Raw genomic sequence first — 23390 nt, 5'->3', positions numbered from 1 at the left:
GAGCCGTGGGGAGGGAATAATGGATCCGGAGACCGTCGAAGGCGCGGTGCTGCTGTCGGCAAGGCGAATTAGCAAGTCGTTCAGCGGCGTGCAGGTGCTCTTCAGCGTCAATTTCGACCTCCGCGCCGGCGAAATCCATGCGCTGATGGGCGAAAACGGCGCCGGCAAATCCACCCTCGTCAAGATCCTTTCCGGTTTCGAAGAGCCAAGCTCCGGCGAAATCCTGCTCGACGGCAAACCTGTGACGCTGCCGCCCAATGGTGCCGCAGAGGCGCTCGGTATCGTCATCATTCACCAAGAATTCAATCTCGCCGAACATCTGACCGTCACCGAGAGCCTGTTTCTCGGTCGCGAAGTCACGCGTTTCGGCGTGCTCGACCGCAAGTATATGCGCGCCGAGGCGCGGCGCGTCCTTGATCTCCTCGGCTCGCACCTCGACGTGAATGCGCAGATCAACACGCTGTCGATCGCCGACAAGCAGATGGTGGAGATCGCCAAGGCGATCAGCCGCAATGCGCGGATCGTATTCATGGATGAACCGACCGCGGTGCTATCGCGCGAGGAGATCAACTTCCTGTTCAAGCAGGTGCGCAAGCTTCGCGACCAGGGAACGAGCTTTGTCTTCGTTTCCCACAAGCTCGACGAAGTCATGGAGCTGACCGACCGGGTGACGGTGCTGCGCGACGGCCAATGGGTGAAGACCTCGCCAACCTCGATCCTGGACGGCGAATCGATCGCTCAATTGATGGTCGGGCGGGAGCTCTCCAGCCTTTATCCCGCCAAGAACGAGCCCGATGTCGATGAAGAGGTCGTGCTCAGCGTCGATTCCGTATCGACCCACTATGTCCGTGATGCCAGTTTCGAGGTCCGCAGAGGCGAGATCCTCGGCTTTTCCGGCTTGATCGGATCCGGCCGGACGGAGCTCATGGAGGCGATCATGGGCTTGCGCTCGCGCGCATCGGGTGAAGTCACGGTCAACGGGCAGTCCGTGCCTTCGCACGACGTTCATGCCGCAAATCGCGCAGGCTTGGCCTACATGACCAAGGACCGCAAGTCCAAGGGACTGCTTCTCAACTCCGGCATGATCGCCAACCTTACGCTGCAATCCTTGGACAAGCATGGCCGGTTCGGCTATCTGAGCGCTGCGAGCGAAGCCTCTGCGATGGCAAGGGCCCGCCGCCGCTTCGACATCCGCGTCAGGGACGGCAATATCATTGCCGGCCGCATGTCCGGCGGCAACCAGCAGAAATTGCTGCTGGCGAAAGTCATGGAGATCGAGCCGCAGATCATCATCATCGACGAGCCGACCCGCGGCATCGATGTCGGCACCAAGCAGCAGATCTATCATTTCATTTCGGCGCTGGCCCGCGATGGTCATTCGATCATCGTGGTCTCTTCCGAGATGCCGGAGGTGATCGGACTCTGCACGCGTATCGCCGTGATGCGTGAAGGCCGGATCGTCGGCATTTTGGAGGGCGATGAGATCTCCGAACAGGAAATCATGCGCTACGCGGCTGGATTGAAAAAAAAGATTGCTGCCTGATCAGGCGAAATGATCCGGTCTAGGCGTGGCAGAGAATTCCCAGGGGCAATGGGACGGGAGGTTGGTTTTGAACATGAGTATAAGCGAGGAAAGCAGCGAAAAGGAAAGCCGGCGCCGTTCCTGGCGCGATGTCGATCTTCGGGCGGTCGCGCCCTTCGCGGCGCTGGCGTTGCTTCTCGTGGTCGGGGCGCTGGTCAATCCGAATTTCATCGGCATCACGAACCTTGCCAATGTTGCGACGAGAAGCGCTTTCATTGCCATCATTGCCGTGGGCGCGACTTTCGTAATTTCGGCGGGTGACTTGGACCTTTCCGTGGGGTCGATGGTCGCTTTCGTCGCCAGCCTGATGATCCTGTTCATGAATTCCGGCGTGATCGCCGATCCGGCGCTGATGCTGACGGCTGCCATCGTGCTCACGATCGTAATCGGCGCATCATGCGGCCTTGCGAACGGTCTCATCACCACCGTTGGCAAGATCGAGCCTTTCATCGCAACGCTCGGCACCATGGGCGTTTATCGCGGCTTGACCACCTGGCTTTCACAGGGCGGCGCCATCACGCTGCGAGAGCCCGAACTGCAAACACTCTACCGCCCGGCCTATTTCGGCTCCATCCTCGGCGTGCCGGTTCCGATCGCCGTGATCCTTGCCGTCACCGGCGTTGCAGCCTTCGTCCTCTACCGCACCCGCTATGGGCGGCATGTCGTGGCGGTCGGCTCCAGCAGCGACGTGGCGCGTTATTCCGGTATCGCAGTCAATCGCGTGCGCACCATCGCCTTCGTCATCCAGGGCCTGTGCGTTGCCATCGCCGTGCTTCTCTACGTGCCGCGGCTTGGGTCGACCTCGGCGACGACGGGCATCCTTTGGGAACTGCAGGCGATCACCGCCGTGGTTGTCGGCGGCACGGCGCTCAAGGGTGGCGCGGGCCGGGTCTGGGGCACGATCTGCGGCGCCTTCATTCTCGAACTCGTCGGCAACATCATGCTGCTTTCGAATTTCATCAGCGAATACCTGATCGGCGCCATCCAGGGGGCGATCATCATCATCGCCATGCTGGTTCAGCGGTCGCTGGTGCGTAAATCGTGAATAGCCGGGTTTATGGGTCGCCCGGTCCTCGATCGACTAGACCCAGTCATTCATTGGGAGAGAGAGAAAAATGCGTAAAAAAATTCTGGGGCTGGCCGTCGCCGCCATGGCGGTCCTCACGGGCGTCTCGTATGCCCAGGACAAGAAGGTAACGATCGGCGTTTCCATTCCGGCAGCCGACCATGGCTGGACGGCCGGCGTCGTCTTCCATGCCGAGCGCGTGGCAAAGCTGCTGATGGCCGAACATCCGGGCCTGAACGTCATCGTCAAGACCTCGCCAGATGCCGCAAGCCAGGCAAACGCCGTGCAGGATCTTGCGACACAAGGCATTGATGCCCTGGTCATCCTGCCGTCGGATCCGGATCCGCTCGTCAACGCCATCAAGGAAATCAAGGACGCCGGCAAGTTCGTGGCGCTCGTCGACCGTGCGCCGAGCAACAACGATGATTCCGTCCGTGACCTCTACGTTGCCGGCAACAACCCGGCGCTCGGTGAAGTCGCCGGCAAGTACATCAAGGAAAACACGCCGGATGCAGAGGTGGTCGTCATCCGCGGCCTGCCGATCCCGATCGACCAGCAGCGCCAGGACGGCTTCGACAAGGGCATCGCCGGTTCGAACGTCAAGGTTCTCGACCGCCAGTACGGCAACTGGAACCGCGACGACGCCTTCAAGGTCATGCAGGACTATCTGACGAAGTACCAGAAGATCGACGTCGTATGGTGCCAGGACGACGACATGGCCGTCGGCGTGCTGCAGGCCATCGAGCAGGCCAAGCGGACGGACATCCAGTATGTTATCGCCGGCGCCGGCTCCAAGGATATGGTCAAGAAGGTCATAGACGGCGACAAGCTGATCCCGGTAGACGTTCTCTATCCGCCGGCGATGGTCGGCACGGCGATGGAAATGACGGCGGCAAATTTCTATGATCAGGTTCCGGTGCGCGGTACCTATATCCTCGACGCGACGCTCATCACCAAGGATAACGCCAAGGACTTCTATTTCCCGGATTCTCCGTTCTGATCTTCCGACTGTAATGCGCCCATTTGCGAAGATGGGCGCATTTTCTTTGCTTGCGCATGCGCTGCGGTCAAGAATGCGGCACGTACCTCTTGCAGCCTCCAGGCAGGCATGATTAGTTCGCTTCAGTTTGACTTTCGGCTTTTCAGCTGCATCTGCCGCAACGGCGTGGGCGCCTTGCTCCCGCCAGAACGCGTGCTAGAAGTTATCATAAACGTTTACGGTCGATCATCAGGGAGGATTCTGACATGAAGACGATCAAAGGGCCTGGCCTGTTCCTCGGGCAGTTTGCAGGCGATGCCGCGCCTTTCAACTCGTGGGATGCGATCACCAAATGGGCGGCTGATATCGGCTACAAGGGCGTGCAGGTTCCGACCTGGGCCGGTCAGTTGATGGATCTGAAGAAGGCCGCCAGCTCCAAGGATTATTGCGACGAATTCGCCGGCAAGGCGCGGGAAAACGGTATCGAGATCACCGAGCTTTCGACCCACCTGCAAGGCCAGCTGGTGGCCGTGCATCCCGCCTACGACGAGGCCTTTGACGGCTTTGCCGCACCGGAAGTGCGCGGCAATCCGAAGGCGCGGCAGGAATGGGCGGTCGAGCAGGTGAAGATGGCGCTGACGGCCTCCAAGCACCTCGGCATCAAGGCACATGCGACCTTTTCAGGTGCGCTTGCCTGGCCCTTCATCTACCCGTGGCCGCAGCGTCCGGCCGGTCTTGTCGAAACGGCCTTTGACGAGCTTGCCCGCCGCTGGAAGCCGATCCTCGACCATGCCGAGTCGTGTGGCGTCGACGTCTGCTATGAAATCCATCCCGGCGAGGATTTGCATGATGGTGTCACCTACGAGATGTTCCTGGAGCGGGTCGGCAACCATCCGCGCGCCAACATGCTCTACGATCCATCGCACTATGTCCTGCAGTGCCTCGACTATCTCGACAACATCGACATCTACAAGGATCGCATCAAGATGTTCCACGTCAAGGATGCGGAGTTCAATCCAACCGGGCGTCAGGGCGTCTATGGCGGTTACCAGGGCTGGGTCGAACGCGCTGGCCGCTTCCGCTCGCTCGGCGATGGCCAGGTGGATTTCGGCGCCGTCTTTTCGAAAATGACGGCCAACAATTTCGACGGCTGGGCCGTTGTCGAATGGGAATGCGCGCTGAAGCATCCGGAAGACGGTGCACGTGAGGGTGCTGAGTTCGTCAAGGCACACATCATCCGCGTCACCGAGAAGGCCTTCGACGATTTTGCCGGCAGCGGCACGGACCAGGCGGCGAACCGCCGCATGCTCGGGCTGTGAGCCTTGCTTCTTTCTTCTCCCCAGCGGGGAGAAGATGTCCGAAGGAGAGATGACGGGGCGGAGCGGATCGACGTCTTGAGCAAACCGCGAAAGACTACGTCTGCCGCGCCCCTTCATCCGGCTACCGCCACCTTCTTCCCCTTGCGGAGTAGAATCTCGGCGCCTTCGGCAAAACATTCACTTCTTTGGAGGAACCTATGGCAATTGAAGGATCAACGGAACAGGCGCGCGAGCCGCGCATCCGCCTCGGCATGGTCGGCGGCGGAGCGGGTGCTTTCATCGGCGCCGTGCATCGCATAGCGGCCCGCATCGACGATCAATACGAACTCATCGCAGGTGCGCTGTCGTCGACGCCGGAAAAGGCGATCGCATCGGGCCGCGATCTCGGCCTCCCCCCGTCGCGCACCTACGCGAGTTACCGGGAAATGGCGATCCGTGAGGCGAAGCTTAAGAACGGCATCGAGGCGGTCTCGATCGTCACGCCGAACCATGTTCACTACGATGCCGCCAAGGAATTCCTGCGCCGGGGCATCCACGTCATCTGCGATAAGCCGCTGACCTCCAATCTTGCCGATGCCAAAAGACTCAAGAAGGTCGCCGACGAGAGCGGCGCGCTATTCATCCTGACGCACAATTACACCGGCTATCCGATGGTCCGTCAGGCGCGCGAGATGATTGCCAATGGCGAACTCGGCGATATCCGCGTCGTGCAGGCCGAATATCCGCAGGACTGGCTGACAGAGCCTGTCGAGCAGAGCGGTGCCAAGCAGGCCGTCTGGCGCACCGACCCGGCGCAGTCGGGCGCGGGTGGTTCGACCGGCGATATCGGCACGCATGCCTATAACCTTGCCTCCTTCATTACCGGCCTCGAACTCGATAGTCTCGCGGCCGATCTCGATAGTTTCGTCGAAGGCCGTCGCCTGGACGATAACGCTCACGTGCTTCTGCGCTTCAAGGCAAAAGGCAAGGAGAAGCCGGCCAAGGGCATGCTCTGGTGCAGCCAGGTGGCTCCCGGCCATGAGAATGGGCTGAAGATCCGCGTCTACGGCACCAAGGGCGGCTTTGAGTGGGTGCAGGCTGACCCCAACTATCTCTGGTACACGCCGTTCGGCGAGCCGAAGCGGCTGATTACCCGCAACGGCGCAGGTTCCGGTGCCGCCGCTGCCCGCGTCTCGCGCATTCCGTCCGGTCATCCGGAAGGCTACCTCGAAGCCTTCGCGACGATCTACACGGAAGCGGCGCATGCCATCAATGCGCACAAGAAAGGCAAAGCGGTCGCCAAGGCCGTGGTCTATCCGACCGTCGATGACGGCGTGAAGGGCGTTGCCTTCGTCGAGGCCTGCGTTGCTTCGTCGAAGCGGAATGGGGCTTGGGTCAAGCTCTGATAACCAGGTCTTGGGCGAGCCCCTCATCCGGCCGACGCCACCTTCTCCCCGAACGCGGGGGGAAGGGTATAGATCGCACCGCTTCAGCAGAAACCTGCACTTGCGTGAGAACGGTCCCTCGCCCCGTTTGCGGGGAGAAGTTAGCGTGAGGGGCGACCCTTAGGCTGGCTATACCCGTTAGGTCCGCTATCCGTCTGCAACGTTGCAGGATTGACATATCCACACTGTACAACGCCGGTTCCTTTGGCTAAACCGCCGCTCGAACGACCAGTCCATGACCAGACGGGGTTTTCAGATGATCGATCCTAAGACACTCGCCGCCCGCTTTCCGGGCGATTTCTCCTTTGGCGTCGCGACGGCTGCCTTCCAGATCGAGGGTGCCAGTAAAGCGGATGGGCGCAAGGCGTCGATCTGGGATGCCTTCTGCAACATGCCGGGCCGTGTCTATAACCGCCATAATGGCGATGTTGCCTGCGATCACTACAACCGGCTCGAACAGGACCTTGACCTGATCAAGGACATGGGTGTCGAGGCCTATCGCTTCTCGATCGCCTGGCCGCGCGTCATTCCGGATGGCACCGGGCCTGTGAATGAAGCCGGCCTTGATTTCTACGACCGCCTCGTCGACGGTTGCAAGGCGCGTGGCATCAAGACCTTCGCGACGCTTTATCACTGGGACCTGCCGCTGCTGTTGGCAGGCGACGGCGGCTGGACGGCGCGCTCCACGGCCTACGCCTTTCAGCGCTACGCAAAGACCGTCATGGCGCGTCTCGGCGACCGGCTCGACAGCGTCGCGACCTTCAACGAACCTTGGTGCATCGTCTGGCTCAGCCATCTCTACGGCATTCATGCGCCGGGCGAGCGCAACATGCAGGCAGCGCTTCACGCCATGCACTACATGAATCTTGCACACGGGCTTGGCGTCGAGGCGATCCGCGCCGAGGCGCCGAAGGTGCCAGCCGGCCTGGTGCTGAATGCGATGCCCGTCATTCCGGGATCGCAGAGCAAGGCGGATATCGCAGCCGGCGAACGCGCGCATCAGTTCCACAACGGCGCTTTTTTCGATCCGGTCTTCAAGGGCGAGTATCCGAGCGAGTTCGTGGAAGCGCTGGGCGACCGCATGCCCATCATCGAAGATGGAGACATGAAGATCATCAACCAGAAGCTCGATTGGTGGGGTCTCAACTACTATACGCCGTTGCGTGTTGCCGACGACCCGGCGAAGAACGGCGATTTCCCCTGGACGGCCGAAGCACCGCGTGCCAGCGACGTGAAGACAGATATCGGCTGGGAAGTTTATTCGCCCGGCCTCAAGCACGTCGTCGAAGATCTCTATCGTCGCTATGAACTGCCGGAATGCTACATCACCGAAAACGGTGCCTGCTACAACATGGACGTGGTCAACGGCGAGGTCGATGACCAGCCGCGACTCGATTATTACAGCGATCACTTGGCGGTCGTTGCCGACCTCATCAAGGACGGCTACCCGATGCGCGGTTACTTTGCCTGGAGCCTGATGGACAACTTCGAATGGGCGGAAGGCTACAAGATGCGTTTCGGCCTTGTGCATGTCGATTACGACACCCAGGTCCGCACCGTGAAGAAGAGCGGCAAGTGGTATCGGGAGCTGGCAAGCCAGTTTCCGGCGGGCAATCACAAAGCGGGTTGAATAACCTCGCCTCTTGGTGAGAGTGCCCGAAAGGCCGATGAGGGGCCGTATGGGAGACCCGGCCTCATTGTCGTTCGATCCTTTCGTCGCTCACTCCTCATCGCCTCGCTGACGCTCCAGCACTTCTCCTTGCTGGGGGAGAAGAAGCAAGCGACGCGCGTTTCGTGAATCAGACAATTGCACAATGGGTGGTTTTTTGCCGCACTGACCGATTCAAAGAAAAAATCTCTCTGTCAATCGCGACTGGAACTCCGCCATAAAGCATTACATCCCTGCGCATGGCAGCCATGCGCGATCAAATTGAATCTTCCGGTTGTGCGATGATAAAGACTGCCTCTCTGTTCCGAATGCGTTGCCGAATGCCGGCCTGATCAGACGCGCCGCGTCCCCAGCCATTCAGCGATTGCGGACTTTTTTGAACATCGAGAGCATTCCCATGCATTCCGACTCTTCCAGCGCGGCCAATGCCGCAAATACCGTCCTCTTCGAAGAGGTATCGAAACGCTTCGGCGCCGAGAACAAATCGTTTACCGCACTTGATGCGGTCGATTTCGCCGTCGCGCGCGGCTCCATTACCGGCATCATCGGGCGTTCCGGCGCCGGCAAGTCGACTCTGATCCGTCTTGTCAACGGCCTGGAACGTCCGACGAGCGGCAAGGTCATCGTCGATGGCGTCAACGTCCCCGACCTGGACGAGGCTGGCCTGCGTGCGCTGCGCCGTTCGGTCGGCATGATCTTCCAGCATTTCAACCTTTTGTCCTCGCGCACCGCCTTCGGCAATGTGGCGCTGCCCCTGGAAATCGCCGGTTTCGACAAGGACGCCATTCGCGCTCGCGTCGAGCCGCTGCTCGATCTCGTCGGGCTTTCCGACAAACGAGACCGCTATCCGGCAGAACTTTCCGGTGGCCAGAAACAGCGCGTCGGCATTGCCCGCGCGCTCGCCACGCAGCCGAAGCTTTTGCTTTCCGATGAAGCGACCTCCGCGCTCGATCCAGAGACAACCCAGTCGATCCTCGAGCTCGTGAAGCGCATCAATGCAGAGTTGGGGCTTACGGTGCTTCTGATCACCCACGAGATGGAGGTCGTCAAAGCCGTCACCGGCGACGTCGCGGTGATCGACAAGGGTATCATCGTCGAGCGCGGCCGCACCTTCGATGTCTTCACCCGGCCGCAACATCCGACGACGCGCGCATTGCTTGCCGGTTTGCCGGGCTCGAAGCTTCCGGCAGCGCTCGCATCCGGCATGCGGCCGCAGAAGACACAAGGCGGTCGCGTTGCCGTGCGCATCACGTTCTTCGGGCGCACTGCGGAACAGCCGCTGATCTCGCAGCTTATCCAGACGTTGGGTTCGGATATCAACATCATCGCCGGAACGGTCGACGAGATCGGTGGCGAACCCTACGGCTCGCTTATCATCGCCTATGCAGCGGATGATGCGACGTCCGCGAAAGCGGGTGAATTCTTCAAGGCGAACGGTCTCGTTGCGGAGGTGCTCGGCTATGTCTCCTGATCTTCTGCTTCTCATCGGCAAGGCAACGCTCGATACGCTGCGCATGGTGGCGATCGCCGGCTTCATCGGCTCCCTGATCGGATTGCCGATCGGTGTGTTCCTGGCAACTAGCGGCCGCGGCGAGCTCTTTCCGGCGCCTTCCGTGAATCGCGTCGTTGGACTGGTCGTCAACGCGACGCGCTCGACGCCTTTCATCATCCTCGTCGTCGCGATCATTCCTTTCACGCGCCTCGTCACCGGCACGTCGATCGGCACCAGGGCAGCGATCGTGCCGTTGACGATCGCAACCATCCCGTTCTTCGCGCGGCTCGTCGAAGCCGCCATACGCGACGTCGACAAGGGCCTGATCGAAGCCGCCCGTGCCATGGGTGCGACCCCGATGCAGATCGTGCGCAAGGTGCTTCTTGCCGAAGCGCGTCCGGCGCTGACACTGGCGCTCACGATGACGCTGGTCAGCCTCATCGGCTATTCCGCGATGGTCGGCGCCGTGGGCGGCGGTGGGCTCGGAGATCTCGGTATCCGCTATGGCTACCAGCGCTTCATGCCGGATGTGATGCTGGTCGTCGTCATCGTCCTGATCCTGCTCGTCCAGGCCGTGCAGAGCGCCGGCGATGCGCTTGCCCGCCGCTTCGACAAGCGATCCCGCAAGAATTGATCGAATTGCCCCATAACCCAAGGAGAGAAAACCGATGAAGAAAATCATCCTCGCGGCCGCCTTCGCAGCGGCCTTTGCGACTGCTGCCGCGGCCGAAACCATCAAGATTGGCGTCACGCCGGGTCCGCATGCACAGATCATGGAGAAGGTGAAGGAAGTTGCAGCGCCCAAGGGCCTCGACATCGAGATTCTGGAATTTTCCGACTATGTCGTGCCGAACCAGGCGCTTGCCGATGGCGAGTTGAACGCCAACTCGTTCCAGCACAAGCCCTATCTCGACAACCAGGTCGCCGATCGCGGCTTCAAGATCATTGACGTCGCCTATACAGTCAACTTCCCGATGGGCGTCTATTCCAAGAAGGTGAAGAGCCTGGACGAACTCGCTGATGGTGCTACCGTCGCGATACCCAACGACCCCACCAATGGCGGCCGTGCTCTGCTGATCCTCGCCGATAAGGGACTGATCAAGCTGAAGGATGGCGCGAGCCTGAAGGTCGGACCTGCCGATGTCACGGAAAATGCCAAGAATTTGAAGTTCGCCGAACTCGATGCCGCCCAGCTGCCGCGTTCGCTGGACGATGTAGATGCCGCTGTTATCAACACCAACTACGCGTTGGAAGCCGGCCTTGATCCTTCGAAGGATCCGATTGCCCGCGAAGGCGAAAAGGCGCCCTATGTCAATATTCTGGCGGTCAACGAGAAGGACAAGGATCAGCCTTGGGTGAAGACGCTGGTCGAAGCCTATCACAGCGATGCCGTGAAACAGTTCATCGCCGATACTTTCAAGGGCTCGGTCATCCCAGGCTGGTAAGCGACGGCCAAAACCGTTAGGAAATCAAGCCCTTCCCGTTCCGCGGGGAGGGTATTTCAATGCCCAGTGATTCTCAGGGAGAAAAAACACCCGGATGAAGCCTTGTACCGTTCGCTTTAACCGTTTTTGAAGCCTTGACTGGCAAAGTCCCCGTTATCGGGGAGTAATGCATGCCTGCGTTCTTTAGGCAAAAAAATCAGGCTTCGGGGATCGGCCGCCACACAACTGTTACCGGTGTGCTCTTTTCCTTTGCGGTTATGGTCGCGGTCGTTACCGTCATGGTGCTGACGGCGCTGTCGCGCGTCACCGATAACGCCAATATTCTCGACGACGAACGTTCGCGTGAAACCACGGCCGGGGCGCTCAAGACGTTCGAAGCGCAACTCGGCGCGACGCTGAACGACTATGCCGCCTGGGACGATGCGGCCGTCAATGTCTATGCCAGAGACGGCATGGCTTGGACGATCAGCAACTACGGCGAAATGTCCTCCAACAGCGCGCTTTTCGACGTGGCGATCGTCATAGATGACGACAAGAAACCGCTGATGGTCTATCGCGACGGCCAGCCGATGGAGGGCGGGGTTGACGATTTCTTTGCGCCATCGTTCTGGACGTTGTTCGACAAAGTGAAGGCCGCCGGGCTTGAAGCACCGGACGCCGTGGGTTTCGTCGGCACCAAGAAAGGCATCGCGGCAATCGGCGTTGCGCTCGTGCGCGAAAAATCCGGCACGCTGAATGCACCGGCGGGGCAGCGCCGCTATCTGATTTTTGCCCGCCATCTGAACGACGAGACGATCAGGAGCCTCGGGGAGACCTATGTCATCCAGGGATTGAAGCTGGTGCCAGCCGCTTACGACGCGCAATATTCCGTGGCGATCGATGATGCCGCCGGCAAGGCGCTCGGCAAACTCGTATGGATTTCGCGTTCGCCGGGCGACATCAGCTATGCACAGGTGCGCCCGATGGTTGTGAAGGCACTCGGCCTCGTCGGGCTGTTCTTCGCCGGCCTGCTCGTCATAGGCTGGCTTGCCGGTCGCCGGCTGAAGGCGGAGGAAAACAATGCCCGCGAGGACGCGCTCCGCGATCGTCTCAGCGGGCTGTCGAACCGTGAAGGCCTTGGGATTGCTGTCGATGACGTCGTTGCCAAGGCGAAGCAGACCGGTAAGAACGTACTGCTTCTCTATCTCGACCTCGACGGTTTCAAGGAAGTCAACGATAGCTACGGGCATGGCACCGGTGATCAGTTGATCCGCGCGGTCGCCGCCGGGCTCAAGGTGTTGATCCCTAACGGCGCGGTTCTGGCGCGCATTGGTGGCGACGAATTCGCGATTGCTTTCCTGTCTGAAGGTGGCAACGCCGATGCACTGCAGCTTTCGGAACAGATTCTGGATTTCCTGGCGGAGCCGCTGGAGATCGGCCGGCGCGTCGTCGTCATCGGCGCCAGCATTGGCATCGCGATGGCTGCTGGCGGGGCGATCAGCCGCGAAGAACTGGTCCGCCGCGCCGATCTTGCGATGTACAAGGCCAAGGAAGCGGGCCGGGCCCGCATGACGCTTTACGATCCCGCGATGGATGCCGACCGCGAGGAGCGCAATGCGCTTGAACTCGATCTGCGCGTTGCGATCGAAAGCGGCGATCTGACGCTTGCCTATCAGCCGCTGATCGATGCCTCTACACATGAGATGAACGGCGTCGAAGCGCTGGTGCGCTGGAATCGTCCCGGCCACGGACCCGTCTCGCCGGATGTATTCATTCCGATCGCCGAAACCAGCGGGCTTATCGAGGCGCTCGGTCTCTTTGTGCTGCGCAAGGCCTGCGAGACCGCCAAGCAATGGCCGGAGCTGCGCGTTGCCGTAAACGTTTCCCCCGGCCAGTTCCGGAATCCGGCCTTTACCGACTATGTTCGCTATGTCCTGAAACAGACGGAGATCGAGGCGGAGCGCGTAACGCTGGAGATCACCGAAGGATACATGATCCAGAATCCGCAGCGCACCCGGCAATCGATCGAGCGGCTGAAGACGCTCGGCGTCAAAATCGCGCTTGATGATTTCGGCTCGGGTTTTTCGTCGATCGGCTATCTCCGCCAGTTCGGTTTCGACCGCATCAAGATCGACCGTTCGCTGGTCGAGGGCGTGACCGAAAGCGACAGCCAGCGCGAGATGTTGCAGGCAACCGTCGCGCTTGCCCGCTCACTGGATATTCCGGTGACGGCCGAGGGTATCGAGACAGAAGAGCAGGCGCTCGCCGTTCGTCTCTTCGGTTGCGATTGCCTGCAGGGTTATTTCTTCAGCAAGCCGGTGCCGGCAGACAGGATCACCGAAATGCTTGAAGTACGCCGTGCCCTGGACGCGATGCCGCGCCAGATAACCGCTGCCTGAACCTAAGTCCCGATGTGCTTCTGGCCGCGTTTCCTGGCAAGCGCGATCTGCAATTGACGCTGGCGATAGCGCAGCCTGTCGTCTTCAGTGCGCGTGTGGTAGCAGTTGCTGCAGGAAACGCCTTCCTCGTAAAGCGGCGACGTGATCTCTTCTGCGGTGATCGGATTGCGGCAGGCATGGCAGAGCTTGTGCTCGCCTTCCTTCAGTCCGTGCTCGACCGACACCCGCTCGTCGAAGACGAAACAGGCGCCATCCCACAGACTTTCCTCCCGCGGAACTTCCTCCAGATATTTCAAGATGCCGCCCTTGAGGTGGTAGACCTCCTCAAAACCCTGCTCCTTCATGAAAGCCGTCGCCTTTTCGCAGCGGATACCACCGGTGCAGTACATGGCGATCTTCGGCTTGTTGTGCAGGCCGGTGTTTTGGCGCACCCATTCCGGAAACTCGCGGAAGGTCTTGGTTTTCGGATCGACGGCGCCACGGAAGGTGCCGATCGCCGTTTCGTAGTCGTTTCGCGTGTCGATGACGATGGTGTCGGGATCGGAAATCAAGGCGTTCCAATCCTGCGGCAGCACATAAGTCCCAACCACCTTGTTGGGGTCGATATTGTCGACGCCCATCGTGACGATCTCTTTTTTGAGTTTCACCTTCATGCGCAGGAAAGGCATTTTGGATGCGCGGCTTTCCTTGTGCTCCAGGGCGGTGAATTCCGGCTGTGCCCGCAGGTAGGCGAGCACCATTTCGATGCCGGCATCCGGCCCGGCGATCGTCCCGTTGATACCCTCATGCGCCAGGAGCAGCGTTCCCTTCACGCCGTTTTCTTCGCAAAGCGTCTGCAGGGGCGCGCACAGGCTTTCGAAGCGCGGCACGGAAACAAAATGATAAAGCGCCGCCACGCGGAACGGGCTGGTGTGATTGATGCTGTCGGTCATGCGCGCTGAAATACAGTCTGAAGCGTTTTCGCGCAAGCGTTGCCATTGCGGCCCACAGCTACGCGTCGGCGCTTGTCGAATTCAGTTCTGGCTCAACAGCCAGAGTGTTTCAATCCGGTTGGCCTCGCGTTGCGCTTTGTCGGCAAAGACGCGGCCGGCGTCGGCGAGCGCGCTTTGCCGCTCTTCCTGCTGGCGGAAGATGATGGCATCGAGCAGGTGGGCGAGATCTTCATTGCGCGTAAAGAGCTGCGGCTCGGCCTCGACCAGTTGCGAAAGCACCGAGAGATCGTTGACATGGCCGAGCCGCTCTGCGAGATCCTTGGCTGCATCTTGCTTCGCCTTCATCGCGGCGGGCCACAGATTGCGCAGCAGCGCATGATAGAGCCGGTAGTCATAGGTTCGTTTGCGCAGCTCATGAAAATCCTCGACCGCTGCCGTATCGCGGCATGCATCGAGCGCTGTCCGCGCTCTTCGCAAAGTTCGCTGCCAGCTTTTGGCGAGCATGCGGGCGTTTGTGCGCTGGTTGCTCTTGAAAGAAACCTTATCGACTGCGGCGATCGCGTCCTTCAGCGAGACGGCGGTGTCGTGAAGCTTCTGTTCAAGGCCGCTTTCGGCCTCCGCCATCCAGTCACGCCGTGCTTGCAGAATGGTGACGATGCGGCTGAGCGCCTCGCTCTCTGCGTCGCCGCGGGCGCCTTTTTGCAAATATTCGGCAGTGCCATCAGGGCTGCTGCGTCCCGGATGGATGAAAGCGATTTTGCGGTGTCGCGCAGCCTGGCATTTTGTCGCTTCTGAAAGTCAGGCACCTCTTTCGCCACGAGCCGGTAAAGAGAGCGCAGCCGCTTCACGTTCTTGCGAAAATCATGGACCGCCTCATGCGCGCCGTCCGGTCGCTCCTCGAGAACGGCAATGGCACGTTCCAGCTGGTCCGTTGCCACTCTTCGGAACTGATCGGTGAAATCGAAATCAGGCCGTATGCGAAAGGGCATCCTGATCGTACTCGAATTCGGTCGCGAGCGCTTGGTTGGAATAGCGGAAATCGCCGGTCACTTCGCGGCCAAGCCAGGCGGGGCGGGAGGGATCGTCATTTTCGGACTTCATCTCCACCTCAGCGATCACCAGGCCGCGATGCGCACCAGCAAAGACATCGACTTCCCAGACGAAGCTGTCGTGCGGCACGCGGTAACGCGTCTTTTCGATCACCAGGCCAATGGTGCTCTGCATCAGCTCTTCGGCGTCGGAAACGGGGATTTCGTATTCGAACTCGTCGCGGGTCACGGTACTGCGGCCGATCTTGATCGTCAGCCGCGCGCGCTTTCCATCAAGGATGCGCACACGCACGGACCGGTCGTCCATCGAGGCGATGTAACCCTGTCTGAGGATCGATTTCGTCTCGGCCTTGGCGCGCCAGCCGTCGTTGCGTACCAGGAATTTCCGCTCGATCTCTTTCGCCATTTCAGTGAACCTTTTGTGACGATCGCCGCACCGTAACGTAAAACTCCCAGGAGGGATACCCATCTTCTTGCCGCATCTGTTTTGTCTCGACAAAGCAGGTCCATAGAGGTATTCGGAAGCCCAATTCAATCGTTTAAGGAACCGTGCGGCCATGGGCGAGAAGACAGAAAAGCTCCTTTCCATCCTCAAACTCCAACCCGTTGTTCCGGTGCTTATCGTCGATGACGTGAAGTCCGGCGTTTCGCTTGCGCGTGCGCTGGTCGCGGGCGGCCTGAGGGCGATCGAGATCACCATGCGCACGCCTGCAGCACTCGATACGGTCCGTGCCGTTGCGCAGGAGGTCGAAGGTGCAGAAGTCGGCGCAGGCACGATCCTGAATGCCCAGCAGTGGGATGCGGCCGTTGCTGCCGGCTCGAAGTTCGTCGTCAGCCCGGGGGCCACGCAGGAACTGCTCGATGCCGCTTCAGCATCGCCGGTTCCGCTGCTGCCGGGCGCTGCTACGGCAAGCGAAGTCATGGCGCTTCGCGAAGAAGGCTACCAGGTGTTGAAATTCTTCCCGGCCGAACAGGCGGGCGGTGCGGCATATCTCAAGGCGCTTTCCTCACCGCTCGCCGGCACGGTCTTCTGCCCGACTGGTGGCATTTCGCTCAAAAACGCCAATGATTACCTGTCGCTGCCGAACGTCATCTGCGTTGGCGGCTCCTGGGTGGCGCCGAAGGAACTTGTCGCTGCGGGCGATTGGGAAGGCATCACCAAGCTCGCCTCGGAAGCGGCTGCGCTGAAGGCCTGACATTTTCCTGATCGCTTCAGGATGCCGGCGGTTTCGCCGGCATTTGTATTTGTCGTTCCGCTTCCTATCTTCGGGTCTGCCTCAACAGGGAGACGATGAAGGATGTTCGACGCGAAGAAGCTTCTTGACCAGTTCCTGGGATCGCAAATACCGGGCGTCGGCGGAAGTGTCCGCAACCGGGCCGGCGATGCCGTCCAGTTGGCCAAGGATAATCCGTGGAAGGCCGGAGCGCTGGCGACCGTGTTTCTTGGAACGAAGACGGGCCGCAACATTGCCGGCAACGCGCTGGCAATCGGCGGGCTCGCAGCTATCGCCGGCCTCGGATACCAGGCCTACAAGAATTACCAGGCGGGCCAGGCACCTGCCACGCCTTCGGATGCCCCTCCACCCTCGACGCCGGTTCTTCTGCCCGCACCCGCCGACTCCGGTTTCGGTCCAGCTTCGCCTGCTGGCAGCAACGAATTTGCCCTCGTGCTGATCCGCGCCATGATCGCGGCGGCCAAAGCCGACGGGCATATCGACGCGGCCGAGCGAGCGCACATCATGGACAAGATGAAGGCCGCCGACGTCAGCGGCGAAGCCGCGTCCTTCATCGAGCACGAGCTTGCCTCGCCGACCGATCTCGACGCGCTGGTCGCCGCCGCCACTACGGAGGAACAGAAAGTCGAGCTCTATACGGCTTCGCGCCTGACGATCGAGCCGGACTCGCGGGCCGAACGCGGCTATCTCGATCTTCTTGCCGGCCGTCTTGGCCTTGCCGATGCGCTTGTGGACCACATCGAAGCAACGGTTTCCTCCGCCAAGATTTCCTTGTCACGGTGACATGCAGGCTGGTTGCCTTTCCAGGGCGGCTGGCCTATCCACTCTTCCGATGAGAGGAGTGAGCATGCGCGATCTATCGAATTTCAAGGTTCCGGCACCTGGTTATGTGACACTGAAGGGGCGCTACGTGACGGTCGAGCCCTATGTCCGCGCGGAGCACCTTCAGGCGCTCTGGGACGGCCTCGGCGGCATGGGCATCAATCCACTGCTTCTCTACTTCGCGCAGGACGATTTCGCCGGCATCGACGATTTCGCCAACTGGCTTGAGAACGCCTATACCAGGTCTGGCTGGCTCACCCACGTCTTCCGCGACACCGCCACCGGCAGGATCGTCGGCATGGCCAATTATATGCGTGCCGACCCGGCCAACGGCGTCGTCGAAATCGGCGGCGTGGCGCACGGTCCGGATATGAAGCGTTCGCCGCTTTCTACCGAGGCGCATTACCTGATGGCCAAGCATGTCTTCGAAGGCCTCGGGTACCGCCGTTACGAATGGAAGTGCGACAACAACAACGAGGCCAGTAAGACGACGGCCACGCGCTACGGCTTCACGTTCGAAGGTGTCTTTCGTCAGCATATGATCTCCAAGCGCCGCAACCGCGACACGGCTTGGTTCTCGATGATCGACAGCGAGTGGCCGCTGATCAGCGAGGCTTTCGAGACCTGGCTTTCGCCGGAGAACTTCGATGCCGAAGGCAAGCAGCGCCGGCGCCTGCAGGATATCCGTTCCGACCTTGAAAAGGAAAGGCTCGCATGAGCCCCGAAAGCCGCTCTCAGGCGATCGCCGCCGCGACCATCCTCATTTGCGCGGGACTGGTCATCTATTTCCTGCCGACGCTCGTTCTTTGGATCGGCAGCTATTCACCTGTGCTTGCGGTCATTGCCGGCGCAGCGCTGCTGCTCGGCTTCTTCGCGATATTCTGGCTGAGGGCGCAGTATCAGCGAGGCAGGGGGAAATAAGAGCCTACCCCTGAAGAGAGGCGCCCAGCAACAGCACGCCCATGCAAATCACCAGGACGGCGCCCAGGATTTCGATCGCGTTGCCAATCCAGATCGATCTCGCTGAGCCAGGGCCGGAGATGCGGACGGCGGTGCCTTTGGCGGTGACGGCAAGGATCGCGAGGATGGCGACGGTGATGGCCGTGCCAAGCGACATGGCGAGCACGGAAAGAATGCCGCCGAGATAAAGGCCGTTCAGCAGCGAAAAGGTCATGACCAGCAGCGCGCCCGAGCAGGGGCGAAGGCCGACAGCAACGATCGCAGACCAGGCTTCCCGGATGCTGAATTTGTCGCCGCCCAGCAGCGACGGGTCCGGCGCATGAGAGCGGCCGCAGGTTTCGCAGGCCATGCCGGAGATGAAGTTGTGCCCCGCCTTGCGTGCCTGCTTCTCGCCGAAGGCATAGGCTTGCCTGTGGCTTTCATTATCCTTCCAGTCGAGCATCATGCTGACCGGACCGGCCGATGTTTCCACGACTTCACGCTTTGGCAGGCCGCTGATCATCGAACGCAGTTTGCGAAAGAGCAGCCAGCCACCGAAGGCGATGACCATGACGAAGCTTGTGATCTCCATCGCATTCGTCGCCTGCGTCAGCGTTATGCCGCTGCCACGCAGGATGAGCCAGGCGCCGCCGACGAGCGCCACTGCCACTGCACCCTGAACGAAGGCTGAGATGAAGGAGATCACGACCCCGCGCTTCAGCTCGATTTCGTTGGCGATCATGTAGGAAGAGATCACGGCCTTGCCATGCCCAGGACCGGCCGCATGGAAGACGCCATAGGCGAAGGAAAGGCCGATCAGCGACGCAAGCTGCCACGGGTCTTCACGCATTGCCTTCAGGGCATCCGTCAGCGCGCGGTAGAAGGCCTGCTGTTCGTAATTGATGTAGGCAAGCAGCGGCGCCAGCGGTCCGCCTGTCGGCTGGAAACTCGGCTCCGCAGTTCCAATCCCGAGCGGCGATTGCGCATGCGCGACGTTCATGAGCGCAAGCAGTGCAAATGCGGCCATTGGAAGGAACAGCAAAGCGTTCCGTTTCAGCATGAAACCTCCAGCTTGGTGGCAAAGAGCTTGGACATGTCGGTGCCGGTGGGATCGTTGAAGAAGGCGTCGGTCAGCGACTGCTTGTTTTGAGAAATCACCTGATCGGCATCCGGCCGCAGCACATCATGCTTGCAGTTCTTGAAGCCGTCCCCGACCGTTGCCAGCTCCTTGTCCGTCGGGAAGTCGATCGACGTGTAGAGCGTGGGGTCGTAGACGCCGAAGGTCAGTTTGCCCTTCAGCGGCATCTTCTGCGCGGGCTTTACCGCGAAGAACATCAGAAGCTGACCTTCCTTGTAGTCGACGTGAATGATGTCCGGCTTCTGCACGCTCACGTTCTTCCCGTCGATTGTCAGATTCATGTAGTAGTCGTAGTCCGTGAGCGACTCCCGGACAGTCTTGCCGACTTCGGCGAGCTCGTTCGGCTCCAGCTTCAGATCGGTGTTCTTGTCGAAATCCATGACGACGGAGGAGGAGAACACCTCGTCGAAACGCCAGACATTACGCAACTCCTGAACGCTCCCATCGGGCGCTGCCACGACTTCGAGCCGAGCGTCCACGAAAATATGCGGGTGTGCCATGGCCGCGGCCGGCGCAAGTAAGATCAGCGCGGCCATCACGTAAGTGGATTTCTTCATGTGTCGGTTTACCGCTCTGCCCAAATCGGTTGGTGTCTTCTTGCCGGAGAATGGGACGGAATTGGGACCTGCTTCAAGGCGGCAAAGTGAATCAGGCCGGCTTCAAGCCTGCTTCTTGAACCAAGCGTGGAGGTAATCCACGAAAATGCGGACCTTTGCCGGCAGGTAGCGCCGATGCGGATAGACGGCATAAATCCCGCGATCGGTAGGTATGTAGTCGTTGAACAGCGTCACGAGCCGGCCGTCCTCGATCGGCTTGCGAGCGATGAAGTCCGGGATGACCGCAATGCCGATGCCGGAAAGAGCCGCGCGCAATGTCGCATGCGGGCTGTTCACCTCGATCGGTCCGGAAACCGCGACGGCAAAGGACGTGCTGTCCGGATTGTAGAAACGCACGCTTGCCTGCGTGCGCGAGTTCGTATCCACGATGAAGGGAACGTTGGAAATGTCCGTCGGATGTTCGAGGTTCGGATAGCGCTCGAGAAACTCCGGCGTGGCGCAGACGTGGACGCGGAAATCCGAGATCTTTCGCGCGATCATTCCCGAATCTTCAAGCTTCGTGACGCGGATCGCCAGGTCGAAACCTTCTTCGATCAGATCGACGAACCGGTCGTCCGCGGCGATTTCCAGCTGCAGGTCCGGGTTCTCCTTGGCAAAATCGATCAGCGACTGACCGACATCGGCATCGACAAAGGTACGCGGCACCGAGATCTTCAGCCGGCCTTTGAGTTGCGCGTTGTTCTCGCGGACCAGATCGGCGAGGTTATCGATCTCCTTCAGAATGTCGGAGGCGGTGCGGTAATAAGTATGCCCGGCCTCGGTCATGGAAAACTGCCGGGTCGTGCGATTGAGCAGCAGGGCACCCAACTCGTCTTCCAGCTCGCGCACATATTTGGAAAGCAGCGCCTTGGAGCGGCCGGTGCGCCGCGCTGCGGCGGAAAAACCTTCCGCTTCAACGACATCGATGAAGGCGCGTATGCGCGTCAGTGTGTCCATGGCCATCTCCCGGTTGTTGTGAAAGATTGAACAAATTGCGCGCAGTTGTTCAATTTATTTTTTTTAGGAGGAGCAAAAAAATTCTTGATTATGACTGCGAATATTCTTATCTCGTCCTCAGCCCAAAGTCGCACGTGCCCATGGGTGTCCGCCGACCCTCGATTAGGTGAGGTCATCGGTAAGGTACCTGGAACTAACCCCTCCAGTCGCTATTCCGGCCAACCGGGAAATGCGAGGACGCCTAAGCAACGACGGTGCGGGCCTTTCTGGTGTCTTCCGGCTTTCCATCAGCCGGGGTTACTGAAGAGGCACACCTTCATTGCCGGAAGTGCGGTTGGGATTTTCCCTCCAATCCATGGCAGACAAAGCCGAACTATGCCGCTGTCGTGGCGTTGGTTCAATATTTGCGCATCGAGCGCTTGCTATGGTTCCGGGGTCTCCACCGGCTGGTTCCAATGCGAGCATTCGTATGCCCTTTGTCCTCCGGTTTTTGCCGGAGCTCTGGAATTGGAAGAGGGAATCGATATGACCACCCAGCGCATCCGCGACTTTCTCGCAACCCGACGTCCCGACGGTCCCTGCCTCGTGGTCGACCTCGACGTCGTGCGCGACAATTTCAACGCCTTCCGTCATGCGATGCCGGACAGCGCGATCTACTATGCTGTCAAGGCAAACCCGGCCCCGGAAGTGCTGAAGCTGCTGGCTTCCCTCGGCTCCAATTTCGATTGCGCGTCTGTCGCTGAAATCGAAATGGCACTGGATGCCGGTGCGACCGCTGCCCGCATCTCCTACGGCAATACGATCAAGAAGGAGCGCGACGTCGCCCGTGCCTGTGCGCTCGGCGTCAGCCTCTTTGCGGTCGACAGCCACGAGGAAGTCGAGAAGATCTCGCGTGCCGCTCCCGGCGCCCGCGTGTTCTGCCGCGTGCTCACGGATGGCGAAGGCGCCGAATGGCCGCTATCGCGCAAGTTCGGCTGCGTCCCGCAAATGGCTGTCGATGTGCTTGTCTATGCTCATCAGCTCGGCCTCGAATCCTATGGCGTCTCGTTCCATGTCGGTTCGCAGATGACCAAGGTCGATGCCTGGGATTCGGCTCTTGCCGATGCCAAGCGCGTTTTCGTGCAGCTTGCCAAGCAGGGCATCCATCTGCAGATGGTCAACATGGGCGGCGGCTTCCCGACTAAATACCTTCGAGACGTCCCGTCGGCCGAGGCTTATGGCCGTTCGATCTACCAGAGCCTGCGCGATCACTTCGGCAACCAGATCCCGAAGACGATCATCGAGCCGGGCCGCGGCATGGTCGGCAATGCCGGCGTCATCAAGGCTGAAGTGGTGCTTGTCTCGAAGAAGTCGGACAACGACACGGCCCGCTGGGTATTCCTCGACATCGGCAAGTTCGGCGGTCTCGCCGAAACGATGGATGAGGCCATCCGCTACCCGATCCGCACCGAACGCGACGGCGACAAGATGGAGCCCTGCGTCATCGCCGGCCCGACCTGCGATTCGGCCGACGTGCTCTACGAGAAGAACCTCTACCCGCTGCCGGTGAGCCTCACCATCGGCGACGAGGTTCTGATCGAAGGCACCGGTGCTTATACGACGACCTATTCGGCGGTTGCCTTTAATGGCTTTGAGCCGCTGAAGGCCTACGTCATCTGATCCAGCCGGCCCCGTATCCAATCGGGGCGGCACCTTCACAATTTTCTTTCGACGCCGTTTGAAACGGTTTTGAGTTCGGGAGGCCAAGATGGCCGCTGTTCTTGATTCTGTCCGCGCATTTTTTGCGCCCTCCGTTTTTACCATCGACTCCGAGAATCCGTCGGATGTCGTACCGCGCGAGAATCTGCTCGATCGCGCCATGGGTCCGAACCGCCGCAAGAAGTCGTCGGAGAAGATCCGGCGCGGCCGCATCCCGGCAGAAGGCTTGGCACTTGTCGCGCGCGACCGCGACGGTCATGTCATCGGCACCGTCCGCCTCTGGAACATCGAAGCTGGCGTCAACGCCGACGCAACGTCGATCAATGCGTTGCTGCTCGGCCCTTTGGCCGTCGATCCGACCTTTGAGGGCAAGGGTGTCGGTTCGGCGCTGATGCGTGCGGCGATTCTCGAGGCCAAGAACCGCCGACATGGCGCGATCCTGCTCGTCGGCGATGCTGCCTATTACGAGCGCTTCGGCTTCTTTGCGGAGAAGGCTTGCCATCTCGTCATGCCCGGCCCGTTCGAACGCTCGCGCTTGCTTGCGCTGGAGTTGACGGAAGGCTGGCTTGACGGCGCAGTCGGCATGATCGTTGCCTCGGGCCGCATGCTGGCCAAGGCGCCGCTCCGCACGGCTGCCTGACGGGTCAAGCCTCTTTCTGAAACGGGCGGG

21 protein-coding genes and 1 pseudogene are annotated in these 23390 nt (G+C 60.4%); 16 read left to right on the top strand and 6 right to left on the bottom strand.

Annotated features, from left to right (window positions below):
- Positions 1–19: 19 nt before the first annotated feature.
- The 10 genes from A3C3_RS0117815 to A3C3_RS0117770 all read left to right on the top strand — a co-directional run bounded on the left by A3C3_RS0117815 (position 20) and on the right by A3C3_RS0117770 (position 13354).
- Positions 20–1543: a sugar ABC transporter ATP-binding protein gene (locus tag A3C3_RS0117815; RefSeq protein WP_022715937.1), complete on the top strand. Its 1524-nt coding sequence runs from the start codon at positions 20–22 to the stop codon at positions 1541–1543.
- A 73-nt stretch (positions 1544–1616) separates the two neighbouring features.
- Entirely contained in the window at positions 1617–2627 is a 1011-nt protein-coding gene (locus A3C3_RS0117810; RefSeq protein ID WP_022715936.1) for an ABC transporter permease, read from the top strand.
- 70 nt (positions 2628–2697) lie between these two features.
- A complete protein-coding gene (locus A3C3_RS0117805) occupies positions 2698–3648 on the top strand; it encodes a substrate-binding domain-containing protein (RefSeq protein ID WP_022715935.1) in 951 nt (316 codons plus the stop codon).
- 245 nt (positions 3649–3893) lie between these two features.
- Complete coding sequence (locus A3C3_RS0117800; RefSeq protein WP_028739749.1) at positions 3894–4946, top strand: sugar phosphate isomerase/epimerase family protein; 1053 nt, start codon at positions 3894–3896, stop codon at positions 4944–4946.
- Positions 4947–5143: 197 nt separating this feature from the next.
- Positions 5144–6331 (top strand): Gfo/Idh/MocA family protein, encoded by a 1188-nt coding sequence (locus tag A3C3_RS0117795; RefSeq protein ID WP_022715931.1) that lies wholly within the window; start codon positions 5144–5146, stop codon positions 6329–6331.
- Positions 6332–6626: 295 nt separating this feature from the next.
- A complete protein-coding gene (locus A3C3_RS0117790; protein WP_022715930.1) occupies positions 6627–8000 on the top strand; it encodes a GH1 family beta-glucosidase in 1374 nt (457 codons plus the stop codon).
- 436 nt (positions 8001–8436) lie between these two features.
- Positions 8437–9510 carry a methionine ABC transporter ATP-binding protein gene (locus A3C3_RS0117785; RefSeq protein ID WP_028739748.1) on the top strand — a complete coding sequence of 358 codons (1074 nt, stop codon included), beginning with the start codon at positions 8437–8439 and terminating at the stop codon, positions 9508–9510.
- Positions 9500–10165 carry a methionine ABC transporter permease gene (locus A3C3_RS0117780; protein WP_022715928.1) on the top strand — a complete coding sequence of 222 codons (666 nt, stop codon included), beginning with the start codon at positions 9500–9502 and terminating at the stop codon, positions 10163–10165. Before A3C3_RS0117785 ends, A3C3_RS0117780 begins: the two co-directional genes overlap by 11 nt.
- A gap of 34 nt (positions 10166–10199) precedes the next feature.
- Positions 10200–10976: a MetQ/NlpA family ABC transporter substrate-binding protein gene (locus tag A3C3_RS0117775; protein WP_022715927.1), complete on the top strand. Its 777-nt coding sequence runs from the start codon at positions 10200–10202 to the stop codon at positions 10974–10976.
- A 170-nt stretch (positions 10977–11146) separates the two neighbouring features.
- The gene (locus A3C3_RS0117770; RefSeq protein ID WP_022715926.1) at positions 11147–13354 is read left to right on the top strand and encodes a bifunctional diguanylate cyclase/phosphodiesterase; all 2208 of its coding nucleotides are present in this window, start codon (positions 11147–11149) and stop codon (positions 13352–13354) included.
- 2 nt (positions 13355–13356) lie between these two features.
- On the opposite strand, the gene trhO is transcribed toward A3C3_RS0117770, so the two are convergent.
- From trhO to A3C3_RS0117755, 3 genes and pseudogenes are all read right to left on the bottom strand, one after another.
- The gene (gene trhO, locus A3C3_RS0117765) at positions 13357–14286 is read right to left on the bottom strand and encodes an oxygen-dependent tRNA uridine(34) hydroxylase TrhO (protein ID WP_022715925.1); all 930 of its coding nucleotides are present in this window, start codon (positions 14284–14286) and stop codon (positions 13357–13359) included.
- A gap of 81 nt (positions 14287–14367) precedes the next feature.
- Positions 14368–15275 (bottom strand): annotated as a pseudogene (locus A3C3_RS41620) (CHAD domain-containing protein).
- Complete coding sequence (locus A3C3_RS0117755) at positions 15253–15741, bottom strand: CYTH domain-containing protein (RefSeq protein ID WP_022715924.1); 489 nt, start codon at positions 15739–15741, stop codon at positions 15253–15255. Before A3C3_RS0117755 ends, A3C3_RS41620 begins: the two are co-directional and overlap by 23 nt.
- 151 nt (positions 15742–15892) lie before the next feature.
- Between A3C3_RS0117755 and A3C3_RS0117750 the strand changes: the two genes are divergently transcribed.
- The 4 genes from A3C3_RS0117750 (at position 15893) to A3C3_RS0117735 (ending at position 18313) form a co-directional block, all read left to right on the top strand.
- A complete protein-coding gene (locus A3C3_RS0117750; protein ID WP_022715923.1) occupies positions 15893–16531 on the top strand; it encodes a 2-dehydro-3-deoxy-phosphogluconate aldolase in 639 nt (212 codons plus the stop codon).
- A 102-nt stretch (positions 16532–16633) separates the two neighbouring features.
- Positions 16634–17353, top strand: a complete 720-nt coding sequence (locus A3C3_RS0117745) for a tellurite resistance TerB family protein (RefSeq protein WP_022715922.1) — start codon at positions 16634–16636, stop codon at positions 17351–17353.
- A gap of 64 nt (positions 17354–17417) precedes the next feature.
- Complete coding sequence (locus A3C3_RS0117740; protein WP_022715921.1) at positions 17418–18110, top strand: GNAT family N-acetyltransferase; 693 nt, start codon at positions 17418–17420, stop codon at positions 18108–18110.
- On the top strand, positions 18107–18313 hold the full coding sequence (locus A3C3_RS0117735; protein WP_022715920.1) for a hypothetical protein: 207 nt from the start codon (positions 18107–18109) through the stop codon (positions 18311–18313). Before A3C3_RS0117740 ends, A3C3_RS0117735 begins: the two co-directional genes overlap by 4 nt.
- A 4-nt stretch (positions 18314–18317) precedes the next feature.
- Here A3C3_RS0117735 and A3C3_RS0117730 read toward each other — a convergent pair whose 3' ends face one another.
- The 3 genes from A3C3_RS0117730 to A3C3_RS0117720 form a co-directional block, all read right to left on the bottom strand.
- Positions 18318–19391 carry a nickel/cobalt transporter gene (locus A3C3_RS0117730; RefSeq protein WP_022715919.1) on the bottom strand — a complete coding sequence of 358 codons (1074 nt, stop codon included), beginning with the start codon at positions 19389–19391 and terminating at the stop codon, positions 18318–18320.
- The gene (locus A3C3_RS0117725) at positions 19385–20026 is read right to left on the bottom strand and encodes a DUF1007 family protein (protein ID WP_022715918.1); all 642 of its coding nucleotides are present in this window, start codon (positions 20024–20026) and stop codon (positions 19385–19387) included. The genes A3C3_RS0117730 and A3C3_RS0117725 overlap by 7 nt, the downstream gene beginning before the upstream one ends.
- Positions 20027–20128: 102 nt before the next feature.
- Positions 20129–21022, bottom strand: a complete 894-nt coding sequence (locus A3C3_RS0117720; protein WP_022715917.1) for a LysR family transcriptional regulator — start codon at positions 21020–21022, stop codon at positions 20129–20131.
- A 525-nt stretch (positions 21023–21547) separates the two neighbouring features.
- Here A3C3_RS0117720 and odc2 point away from each other — a divergent pair.
- Complete coding sequence (gene odc2 / locus A3C3_RS0117715) at positions 21548–22681, top strand: ornithine/lysine decarboxylase (protein ID WP_028739747.1); 1134 nt, start codon at positions 21548–21550, stop codon at positions 22679–22681.
- Between the two features lie 88 nt (positions 22682–22769).
- Entirely contained in the window at positions 22770–23360 is a 591-nt protein-coding gene (locus A3C3_RS0117710; RefSeq protein ID WP_022715916.1) for a GNAT family N-acetyltransferase, read from the top strand.
- The last annotated feature ends 30 nt before the right edge of the window (positions 23361–23390 follow it).

It is taken from the genome of Rhizobium mongolense USDA 1844, from assembly GCF_000419765.1.
In the GTDB taxonomy this organism is placed as follows: Bacteria; Pseudomonadota; Alphaproteobacteria; order Rhizobiales; family Rhizobiaceae; genus Rhizobium; species Rhizobium mongolense.
This window is presented reverse-complemented; position numbering and strand designations above follow the sequence as displayed.